Here is an 11013-nt window from a genome sequence, read left to right as displayed (position 1 = left end):
ATGGACAATGCCGCTTTTCATAAACGCAGTGATATTCAAGCAATCATTGAAGAGCATGGGCATGAGATAGTTTGGTTACCCCCTTATAGTCCAGACTTAAATCCCATTGAAAAGATGTGGGCTTGGATTAAGCAAATAGCAAAGAATGGCGGATGGATTGTATTGATACTTTATTCTTTTATCTGCTTTGGATTGGGTTGGGCTTTAGATGATTACACTATAGTTTGAAAGGTATGCTAAACATACTCTTACAAAAAAATACTTCTTTAAACATATTGATACTTAAATGCTTAACTACCATTGGATTATTTGATAATATTCCAGCATACTTTTCAAACCACTACCTAATTTTAATATATTTTCACAATTCAGAAAATTGAATTTTTCTTATTTTTTAGAGTATTGAAAAAGTCTCGGCATGTGAGTTTTAGTTCGTATAGCGCCAAATAATTTCATCAGAAGCATTTTTTAACAATTTAGCAGCAATGGTTACATTGCGTTACAATAAAGACTTACTTTAGAAGTAGCAATATCGTGTCTCATTACTTTACCATTTTATTTGCAACAACACTGGTGAATAACTTTGTGCTCAGCCAATTTTTAGGGCTGTGTCCTTTTATGGGTGTTTCACGGAAGCTCGATACTGCATTGGGTATGGGATTAGCCACTGCATTTGTCCTAACCCTTTCTGCATGTACAGCTAACCTCATCGATACTTACCTACTCATTCCTTATCATATTGAATTTTTACGCACTATTGCTTTTATTGTGGCGATTGCCGCATTGGTTGGCTTAACAGAATTATTTATTGCAAAAACAAGCCCTCTACTGCATCGCGTCTTAGGCATTTATTTACCTTTAATCACGACGAATTGCGCTGTTTTAGGCGTGGCGCTATTAAACTCTGCGCAAAAGCATACCCTCATTGAATCTGCTTTTTATGCACTAGGGGCAGCGGCAGGCTTTACCTTAGTGCTGATTTTATTTGCCGCCATTCGAGAGCGATTAGAAGCCGCTGATATTCCCAAGCCTTTTAAAGGCACACCGATTGCCCTTATTAGCGCTGGCATCCTTGCGATTGCTTTTATGGGCTTTGGGGGCTGGGCGTGAGTATTATTGTCGCTATTTTTGCGCTGATTGTTTTGATGGCTGTTTTTGGCTTATTGCTTGGTTTTTTTGCACAAAAATTTAAGGTAGAAGGCGATCCTTTAGCAGAAAAAATAGAAGCCGTTTTACCGCAAACGCAATGTGGTCAATGCGGCTTTCCGGGTTGCAAACCCTATGCACAAGCGATTGCCAATGGCGAAGCAGATATTAACCGCTGCCCGCCGGGTGGACAAGAAGGCGTAGAAAAACTCGCCGATTTACTCGGCGTGGAACCTAAGCCTTTAGATGAAGAGCGTGGCGTGGAAAAGCCACCACAAGTTGCGTTCATTATTGAGGACTGGTGTATCGGCTGCACACGTTGCATTAAAGCCTGTCCAGTGGATGCTATTTTGGGCAGTAATCAAAAAATGCACACCATTATCGCAAATGAATGCACAGGTTGTGAATTATGCGTAGAGCCTTGTCCTGTTAACTGTATCGTGATGAAACCGCGTGATGCTACCTTATGGCAATGGCAAGCACCAAATACGGGAGAGTCAGATGCGTCTGCTTGATTTCCTATTTGGTGCGCGCGCAAAACCAAAACGTTTTCATGGGGGATTACACATTCCAGCCCATAAGGCTAAAAGTACACAAACACCTGCCACCTTTCATCCCTTATCAGCCGAATATCATCTTAGCTTAAGACAGCGGGATAATAATTGGTTAGAGCCAGTTGTTGAAGAAGGGCAAAGGGTTTTAGGCGGTGAAGTCTTAGCGCGTCCCTCTACTTCTGCTGGTTTAATGTTACATGCCCCCACCAGCGGCATCATCAAAGCCATTACGCCGATTGCCGATATTCATCGTTCATCAGAAGCGGCTTTAAGCATCATTTTGGAAAGCGATGGTAAAGATTGCCATATCGCACCACTTCCGCCATTAAATGAAACATCGCCTATTGATGCCTTACTCAAGCGCATTGAGCAATGTGGCATCGCCGGTTTAGGCGGTGCAGGCTTCCCGACTGCTCGGAAATTATCTGGTTTTTCTCGTGGTAAAAAAAATCACGATACCCCAATAGAGCCAACTTTAGTAGTCAACGCTGCCGAATGCGAGCCTTATATTACCTGTGATGACAGCCAAATCCGTGAACACGCTGCCGATATTCTTCGCGGTGCGCAATTAGCGGCACATATCATAGGCGCTAGCCATATTCGCATTGGCATAGAAAACGACAAACCTCAAGCCATTGTCGCACTAGAAACTGCCATAGCGCAAACAAACGATACCCGTATTCAGCTCAGCGTCGTCCCCGCCAAGTATCCTAGCGGTAATAGCCGCCAACTCATTGAATTACTCTTTAACTTACGCATACCGAGTAATCACCATGCAAGCGATTACGACTTAATCGTCCATAACAGCGCGACTTTAAAAGCCGTCCACGACGCCATTATTCTTGGCAAACCTCTCATTGAACGCTATACCACCATCACTGGTGAAAATCTTTCCCACCCACACAATCGCATCGTCCGTCTAGGCACACCGCTTCAAGAATTATTAGAAGCAGCAGGAGGAATGCCAGAAAATAGCCATTTACTCATTGGCGGTCCCATGATGGGCGAACCACAAACCGCTTTAAGCGCAGGTATCAATAAAACGACTAACTGTTTACTCGTATTGCCTAACCCTCGTGAAGCTGAATCCTTAGATTGTATTCGTTGCGCACGCTGCTCTGAGGCTTGTCCGATGTCTCTCATGCCACAACAACTCCATTGGTATAGCCGCAATCAAAATATCGAACAACTACAACATTATCGGCTCTTTGACTGCATAGAATGCGGCATTTGTGCAAGCGTTTGTCCTTCTAGCATTCCGTTAGTTGAGCAATACCGCCAAAGCAAAACCCATATTAAGAACCAACAGCGTGAGCAAATCGCTGCTGAACGTGCCAAAGCTCGCCATGAAGCACGAGAAGCGCGACTCAAAAGAGAAGCCGAAGAACGACAAGCCAAAATGGAAGCCAAACGCGCCGCATTACAAAAGCGCGCGGCACAACAAAATGTCACTCCCTCCGAACACGACAAAACCGCTGCTATCGAAACCGCTAAAGCTCGAGCGGCTGCACGCAAACAAGCACAATCCGCCAATCAAAATCAATCTCCTAATAACTTTGACCCCACCACAGGTAGTCGAGAACCTTTATCTAAACATTCAGCCACCGAAACCACCTCCGCCAAAGATAAAAGTGCCGCGATTGAAGCCGCAAAAGCCAGAGCCGCCACGCGTCGTGCTGCTCGTCAAGCAGAAAAAAACAATCCACTAAATAACGAAAATACCGCCTCCGCCGACGAACGCGAAGCCAAACTTGCTGCTGCCCGTGCCAAAGCCGAAGCACGCAAACAAGCACGACAATCACAAACTAACGACAACCCACCCAACAACGGAAATACCGCCTCCGCCGACGAGCGAGAAGCCAAACTCGCCGCTGCTCGTGCAAAAGCGGAAGCACGCCGAAAAGCCCGTCAAAACGCTACACCCCCTAATCAAGAATGAAAATCGTAAAGCCGCACCCCATTATCCCGCAAATTCATGTATCTCCTAGCACTAGCCGTATTATGTGGACGGTATTACTCGCTTTATTACCGGGCATTCTCATCCTGCTCTTTACACAAGGCTCACGTTGGATAGGCTTACTCATTTTAGCTGCGGTTACCGCTTGGATGAGCGAAGCTGCAATTTTAGGCATGAGAGGACGTAGCGATAAAATTATTGCTACCTTAAAAGACGGTAGCGCCACCCTGACCGCTGCCTTATTGATACTCTCTTTACCCGTTTCTGTTTCCCCTTGGTTGGTCATCCTTGGCGTTGCTTTTGCCATTATCTTTGGCAAACAACTTTATGGCGGCTTAGGAATGAATCCTTTTAACCCTGCTATGGTAGGTTATTGCTTTTTACTCATTAGCTTTCCTGCGCAAATGGGGCAACATCTTGTCAATCCGTTAGATTTATGGAGTCTTTTTTCTCCTATTGATGCCACAACCAGCGCAACCATTTTAGACCACAGTCGCCAATTACGCATTGCGGAAACGCCTGTTGCCAGTGCTTTTAGTCAAGCACCACATTTACGCTCTACTTTTTTATTAGCGATTGCTTGGACAATTGGCGGCATATGGTTAGCGATTAAACGCTATTTAGACTGGCGGATTACGCTAACCGTTCTTCTATCTGCCTTTATCACAGCTACCCTATTCTGGTTCATCAATACAGAAAATTATCTTAATCCTTTTGCTCAGCTAATGAGCGGCGCGCTGATTTTCGGCGCATGGTTTATTGCAACCGACCCTGTCAGTGCTGCAACTACTCCTTTTGGACGTATCCTTTATGCGGCTTTCATTGGTATCATCACTATTTGCATTCGTAATCTTGGAAATTTTCCCGACGGATTTGCTTTTTCTGTATTACTGACTAATGCCGCTGTTCCTATTTTAGACAGCTTAACTCCACCACGTTATCGCTAAAATCCCTATGCACACTTCTCTTTCTTCTGACTGTAACATTCTCGCGGTAGAATCCTCTTGTGATGAAACCAGTATCGCCATTTATAATCCCAATCGTGGCGCACTATCCAACCGCGTCTTTAGCCAAATCGACATGCACCGCGCCTTTGGCGGCGTCGTGCCTGAATTGGCAGCAAGAGACCATTTAAAACGTCTACCTATTTTGCTGAATGAAGCCTTATCAGAAGCGCAACTCAGTTTATCTGATATCCATTTGATTGCTTACACGGCCGGACCGGGATTGCTAGGTGCTTTAATGACAGGCGCAGCGTATGCACGTAGTTTGGCTTATGCCCTTAATTGTCCTGCACTTCCCATTCATCACATGGAAGGACATTTACTGTCTCCTTTCTTAGCAGAAGAAAAGCCAGAATTTCCTTTTATTGCCTTATTGGTTTCTGGCGGACATACGCAACTTTTAGCAGTAGAAGGTGTTGGAAAATATCGCCTATTGGGCCAAACCTTAGACGATGCCGTTGGCGAAGCTTTTGATAAAACCGCCAAAATTATGGGACTTCCTTACCCGGGCGGTCCTGAACTTGCTGCTTTAGCCCAAGAAGGCGATCCAACACGCTTTGAAATGCCCCGTCCAATGGTCAATCGCCCCGGAATGGACTTTAGTTTTTCAGGACTAAAAACCCACGTTCGACTGCTTATCGCTGATAGTCCGAATGACCGACAAACCTACGCAGATATTGCTGCGAGTTTTCAAAAAACCATTGTCGATACCTTAATCATTAAATGCCGTCGCGCTTGGAAAGCGACTGGCTATCACGACTTAGTCATCTCTGGCGGTGTCTCTGCCAATAAAGTACTAAGAGAAAGACTACAAGCTACTGCTAAAGCAGAAAACAAAAAAGTCTTTTTCCCACCATTGCATATTTGTGGAGATAATGCTTTGATGATAGCACACGCTGCCTCTTATCATATTGAAAAAGGTTATCACTATCCTTTAGATATCCCAGTTAAAGCCCGTTGGCCACTCTATCAATAAAACCTATGAACCATAAACTGTATTTAGCTTTATTTACATTCTCATTGTCAGCCTGTCAGCAAAATACGCTACTATCATCGGCAAGCTGTCCAAACACCCCATATCAACAATGGTCAACCCTCAAACAAAGCTGCATCCCTATCCAAAAAGAAGCCACACTCACGCTTCCCGACCCTGATTACCCCGACCAAAACATCTACATTCTTTTTGCCTCTGATTACTCTCAAGGTGAAGTCTTTGCCTATGGACAATTCTATGAAACCCTTATCTATCCCGTTAAAGGCGGCTTTGCCAATGCTTATTTTCGTCTAAATAAACGTCAGGACGGCTGGCATATCCTAAGAACCCCACCACGTTACTGATAAGCAAATAAGAATGATTTATAATAATTAACAAGTTTTACAAAACTATTTCCAAAAAATCGGTATAGTAGTCATCTATTTTAAAACAGGAGCATCATTATGAAGCAAGATGACAATACCCCTAAAAAATGTCCCGTTACGCACCTCACCACCAACGCTGGCGCACCGGTCGTTGATAATCAAAACAGCCTCACCGCTGGTCCTCGTGGTCCATTACTAGCGCAAGACTTATGGCTAAACGAAAAACTCGCTAACTTCGTACGCGAAGTCATTCCGGAGCGCCGTATGCACGCTAAAGGCTCTGGCGCATTCGGCACATTTACCGTCACCAACGACATCACAAAATACACTTGCGCGAAAATCTTTAGTGAAGTCGGTAAAAAAACCGAAATGCTTGCGCGCTTCTCTACCGTTGCTGGTGAACGTGGTGCAGCTGATGCTGAGCGTGATATTCGTGGCTTTGCGCTCAAATTCTATACCGAAGAAGGCAATTGGGATATGGTTGGCAACAACACGCCTGTATTCTTCCTCCGCGACCCACGCAAATTTCCCGATCTCAATAAAGCCGTTAAACGCGACCCACGCACCCATATGCGCAGTGCTAATAATAACTGGGATTTCTGGACACTACTACCTGAAGCCCTACACCAAGTGACCGTAGTGATGAGCGACCGTGGTATTCCAAAAAGCTACCGTCATATGCACGGCTTTAGCTCACATACCTACAGCTTTATCAATGCCAACAACGAACGTTTTTGGGTAAAAATGCACTTCCGCACTCAACAAGGCATCGAAAATCTCACTGATGAAGAGGCAGCGAAACTTGTTGGCATGGATAGAGAAAGCCATCAGCGCGATTTATATGACGCGATTGAACGTGGCGACTTCCCGAAATGGAAAATGTATGTGCAAATCATGCCTGAAATGGACGCGGAAAAAGTGCCTTATCATCCATTTGACCTCACCAAAGTCTGGCCAAAAGGCGACTATCCATTGATTGAAGTGGGTGAGTTTGAGCTCAACCGTAATCCAGACAACTACTTCATGGATATCGAACAAGCCGCTTTCGCACCGAGCAACCTTGTTCCTGGCATCAGCGCCTCACCTGACAGAATGCTACAAGCACGCTTATTCAACTATGCCGATGCACAACGCTACCGCCTAGGTGTCAACCATTACCAAATCCCCGCTAATGCACCCCGTTGCCCTGTACATAGTAACCAACGCGACGGTCAAGGGCGTATGGACGGCAACTACGGCAGCTTGCCACATTACGAACCAAACAGCTTCCAACAATGGCAAGAGCAGCCAGAATATCGTGAGCCACCGCTCAAAATCCACGGCGATGCTGATTTCTGGGATTATCGCGAAGATGATAGCGACTATTTCAGTCAACCGCGTGCGCTCTTTAATTTGATGAGCGATGCACAAAAACAAGTCTTGTTTGAAAATACCGCTCGTGCAATGGGCGATGCGTATGATTTTATCAAATACCGCCATATCCGTAATTGCTACGCCTGTGACCCTGCTTATGGTGAAGGCGTTGCTAAAGCGCTTGGCATGACTGTAGAAGACGCGCAAAAAGCCCGTGAAAATGATCCAGCGCTAGGACAGCCAGGTTTACTCTAAACATAAGAAACCGCTGATTAACTCGCAAAGCAGAACATCTAGGATTTTATTCCTGATAAAATCAATCAGCTATTTTTGGACTTTTGCAAAAAACAAGTTAATCAGCGTGTCCATAAAGGTTCTTTCAACCTATTCCCAAATGCCTCCTAATGGAGGCATTTCAGTCTCACTACCACAGCCGATTTTGGGTGCAACAACCTCAATGATCACCCATCTTGATGGGTAATCGTCTTCAACTTCGATCAGTAGACGAACGGCTTTTTCTTTCATTTCCGGGGATATCTTTTACTACTCATAGTCTTATTCTCTCAGATTGATGAGTCTCCGATCATTTCATAAACAGGAAAGTATAAAAGAGTTCATTGAAAATACAGGGCATCAATCAAATCCTTTGGTTATCAGCCTACAGTCCAGACTTAAATCCGATTGAGAAGAAGTAGGCAAAACTGAAACATATTTGGCGGTCATTAAAGATAGATTGTATTGATACTTTGTTTAAAATCTGTATGTAATTTTAGATTTTTAGATATAGTGAAATCACCTAAAACCCAATCCAATCCAAAGCAGATAAAAGAATAAAGTATCAATATAGATACTGTGTTTTAACGCAAGTATCAAAAAATAATATTTTTTATCTACTTGATTTTAAATATTATTATTTTTATGAAATTGAATCTTATTTGGGTCAAAACAAGTATCATGTTTTATAACATGATAAGCATAAATGATTAATTTACGCATCATCATGACGTATATTTGCTTAGGATGTTTACCTCTAGACTGGTGATATTCAAACCACGGCTTGAATAATTTTGACCGTCTACAGACTGTCATTGCTGGTAAGTACAAACTTTTGCGAACAAATTTATCGCCCATCTTAGATATTCGGCTTTTGCCCCGCACGCTGCTGCCTGATTCAACGATAATTGGCGATAAGCCTAGGTAGCTCACCAAGTGATTATGTGTAGGGAATCGTTCAATCTCACACAATACCGATAGCAGTAGATTGGCAGTTTTTTTACCAATTCCCGTAATAGTGGTAAGTCGCTGTTGTTGGTTATTGAGTTCTGCGGATTGGTTGATGTAGTTTTGTAATTGTTGTTCTATTCGGTCAATTTCTTGGTTTAATGCGTTCAATATGATATCAATAGATTCAGATACGCAAGTTTCAGCAACTTTCTGGCGGTTGAGTTCCATAGTGCGCAATTTTGTTAATTGTTCTAGTCGCCGTGTCAAAGTTTTCAGTATTTGTGCTTGTTGTTTGGGCGGTTGCCACGGTTCAGGCTGGTTGATTTTGCAATATTGTGCAATCAGTTTGGCGTCTTGTTTATCTGTTTTTGTACGACTTAGAGTTAATCGAGCATAGGATTTTATGCTGTATGCGTTAACAACGCTTATGGTGATATTTGCTTGATATAGAGCGTTAGCTATCGCGTAATAGTAGATACCTGTATATTCACAACACACATGGATTTCATCAGTTAGCTTATTCAGTCTTTTTATCAGTTCATCATACCCAACTGGACTATTGTCAAGCTGATAATTTTTAGCGTTATCGCCGTTGAGTTCGCAAACGTCTATTGTGTGTTTTGAGATATCCAAGCCAACGTAAATCATGAGGGTAACCTTATGAATGCGGCGTCTTGCGCCAAGATACTGTAGGAATTAAAAATGCCTGCATCATCAAATCTATATTTCGAAGTCATGCTTCATGTCAATAATAATTGATGCAGGCAAAAACGATTTATTATTCCTCCCCTTCTGTAAATCATACCCTTTATTTTTTGCTGTGCTTGTCAAGGGAAGCTGCGCCGTTTTCGCTATGCTCAAACGCCCTTGACAAGCGCAAAAAAACAGGGTCTTTTCTACAGAAGGGGATGGAATAAACTACCCTTTCGGGTCAATGAAATACATACCGAACCAGCAGGAACGCAGCAAAACTGCCACAAAACCAGCCCCCAAATGCCCATAAATTACGCTCTAAGCGACTGCCGTAAATTTGGTGAATGTCTTCAAGGTATTTCGCTAAATTTGCTAAATCATTGTGATAATAATAAATATCTCTGCTAACATCAGCATTATAGTTTGCAAGCAACTCAGAATGTTTCTGTTTATCTTCTTCACTAGTTTCTAATTTTAATTGTGAGCAATCATTATTAAATTTGTTAGACAGTTCGACACAGCGCTTAATGGAATGAAGTCCATTATGAACACTTGTCAAATAAACGGCTTTAGATAATCGCATAAATCCTCTCAATAACTTTGTTGTTTAACTGTTATACCTCTGGGCAGCGGGCTATCAATGACAGTCAAACACTGCGCATGAGGCATATGTAATGTAGCACCGTTTGCACCAAAGCACATACATCTGTTTATTTTACGATTTGCAGCACAGCCCATCACTGGCACAGTTTCGGGCGTGTTCGTCCAGTTGTAAGGCGAGTCGGGTACGTCTTTATTTTCCTTGTCTGATGTAGGTATTGTCGTTTGTGGTGCTTGCTGTTCTTGAATAGTTTCCTGTTTTTCTGGAGAAAACATTGAAAAGTTGCTAAAACGATAACCAAGATACAAAATTGCGGGAATAAGAAAGCAAAGCAGGATTTTCAGTTTTACGGGCATACTGAATTTGTGCGTGTGAATGGTCGCGCTTTTGTAGTAGCCATAGTATTGTTTGGGGAATTTCCACATCACACTATCAGCGCGTTGTTGTTCCTTGCGGTCATTAGGACTATCGCAAGTGTGCGACCATTCATAACGCATAGCACCTTGTATGCCTCTGGCACGGTAGAAGTGGATATGTTGCCCTGTAAGTTTGCGTATGTGATGATGGACGAATGTAGGGGCTTGCGTAATGAATACGAGGTCATGCCCTGTATGACGATGAGTTTCCATTGCCGTAAGGCGCTCATCCTCAACTAAGCCACGTTTGGCATTTGCTGGATAGAGGTGCGGTTGTTGGCATTCGTCATAAATTACTAGGCTGCCGTCGGGAGTATCGCGCCAATCTGCTGGGGCATCGTATATGATGCTTGGGTTATCAAACATTTCAGGCTTTAAGCCGTCGATGTTTTGATACACAGCCCGACCTGCTTTATTAGCTTCATCAATGAGGCTAATAGCGTATAAGGTCTTTCCCGAACCGGGAACGGCGGTCATTAGCGTTATCATGTCACAACTCCTACAAATACTTTTGCAGCATGGAAGGCAGCAGCGGTTGCTAATGCACTCACAATGATAGATAAGCCCTCAGGTACGCCAGCAATGGCTAATAAATCAAGGACAGCAGCAGGCAATTGAGATAACAAAGGCTGCAAGCGGGCAATACCTTCATCAACTAAATTAACTACGCCTTTATAAGTAAAGAAACCGATACCGAGCGCAGCGA

The 11013-nt window shown here is 43.4% G+C and carries 13 protein-coding genes; 8 read left to right on the top strand and 5 right to left on the bottom strand.

Annotated features, from left to right (window positions below; translation table 11 throughout):
- From A5N85_RS16185 to A5N85_RS10490, 8 genes are all read left to right on the top strand, one after another.
- On the top strand, nt 1–228 hold a 228-nt coding region (locus tag A5N85_RS16185; RefSeq protein WP_072577186.1), incomplete at its 5' end, for a transposase.
- A 306-nt stretch (nt 229–534) separates the two neighbouring features.
- Complete coding sequence (gene rsxA, locus A5N85_RS10520) at nt 535–1110, top strand: electron transport complex subunit RsxA (RefSeq protein WP_072577185.1); 576 nt, start codon at nt 535–537, stop codon at nt 1108–1110.
- Nucleotides 1111–1112: 2 nt separating this feature from the next.
- Nucleotides 1113–1661, top strand: coding sequence for an electron transport complex subunit RsxB (gene rsxB / locus A5N85_RS10515; protein ID WP_425451172.1), 549 nt, complete (start codon nt 1113–1115; stop codon nt 1659–1661).
- Nucleotides 1648–3639 (top strand): electron transport complex subunit RsxC, encoded by a 1992-nt coding sequence (gene rsxC, locus A5N85_RS10510; protein ID WP_072577184.1) that lies wholly within the window; start codon nt 1648–1650, stop codon nt 3637–3639. The genes rsxB and rsxC overlap by 14 nt, the downstream gene beginning before the upstream one ends.
- Nucleotides 3636–4604: an RnfABCDGE type electron transport complex subunit D gene (locus A5N85_RS10505; protein ID WP_072577183.1), complete on the top strand. Its 969-nt coding sequence runs from the start codon at nt 3636–3638 to the stop codon at nt 4602–4604. Before rsxC ends, A5N85_RS10505 begins: the two co-directional genes overlap by 4 nt.
- A gap of 7 nt (nt 4605–4611) precedes the next feature.
- On the top strand, nt 4612–5637 hold the full coding sequence (tsaD, locus tag A5N85_RS10500) for a tRNA (adenosine(37)-N6)-threonylcarbamoyltransferase complex transferase subunit TsaD (RefSeq protein WP_072577182.1): 1026 nt from the start codon (nt 4612–4614) through the stop codon (nt 5635–5637).
- Between the two features lie 5 nt (nt 5638–5642).
- Entirely contained in the window at nt 5643–5999 is a 357-nt protein-coding gene (locus A5N85_RS10495; RefSeq protein WP_072577181.1) for a hypothetical protein, read from the top strand.
- A gap of 99 nt (nt 6000–6098) precedes the next feature.
- Nucleotides 6099–7628 carry a catalase gene (locus A5N85_RS10490; protein ID WP_072577180.1) on the top strand — a complete coding sequence of 510 codons (1530 nt, stop codon included), beginning with the start codon at nt 6099–6101 and terminating at the stop codon, nt 7626–7628.
- A 129-nt stretch (nt 7629–7757) separates the two neighbouring features.
- Here the strand turns inward: A5N85_RS10490 and A5N85_RS15725 are convergent, their stop codons facing one another.
- From A5N85_RS15725 to A5N85_RS10470, 5 genes are all read right to left on the bottom strand, one after another.
- Complete coding sequence (locus A5N85_RS15725; protein WP_169818657.1) at nt 7758–7898, bottom strand: hypothetical protein; 141 nt, start codon at nt 7896–7898, stop codon at nt 7758–7760.
- A 375-nt stretch (nt 7899–8273) separates the two neighbouring features.
- Complete coding sequence (locus A5N85_RS10485) at nt 8274–9245, bottom strand: IS110 family RNA-guided transposase (protein ID WP_072577179.1); 972 nt, start codon at nt 9243–9245, stop codon at nt 8274–8276.
- 283 nt (nt 9246–9528) lie between these two features.
- Entirely contained in the window at nt 9529–9873 is a 345-nt protein-coding gene (locus A5N85_RS10480) for a hypothetical protein (RefSeq protein WP_072577178.1), read from the bottom strand.
- A gap of 8 nt (nt 9874–9881) precedes the next feature.
- On the bottom strand, nt 9882–10796 hold the full coding sequence (locus tag A5N85_RS10475) for a zonular occludens toxin domain-containing protein (protein ID WP_072577177.1): 915 nt from the start codon (nt 10794–10796) through the stop codon (nt 9882–9884).
- On the bottom strand, nt 10793–11013 hold a 221-nt coding region (locus A5N85_RS10470), incomplete at its 5' end, for a DUF2523 family protein (protein WP_072577176.1). The genes A5N85_RS10470 and A5N85_RS10475, both read right to left, overlap by 4 nt.

Source organism: Suttonella ornithocola (assembly GCF_001889065.1).
In the GTDB taxonomy this organism is placed as follows: Bacteria; Pseudomonadota; Gammaproteobacteria; order Cardiobacteriales; family Cardiobacteriaceae; genus Suttonella_A; species Suttonella_A ornithocola.
The sequence above is the reverse complement of the archived record's forward strand: the minus strand, read 5'-3'. Positions and strand labels throughout refer to the sequence as shown.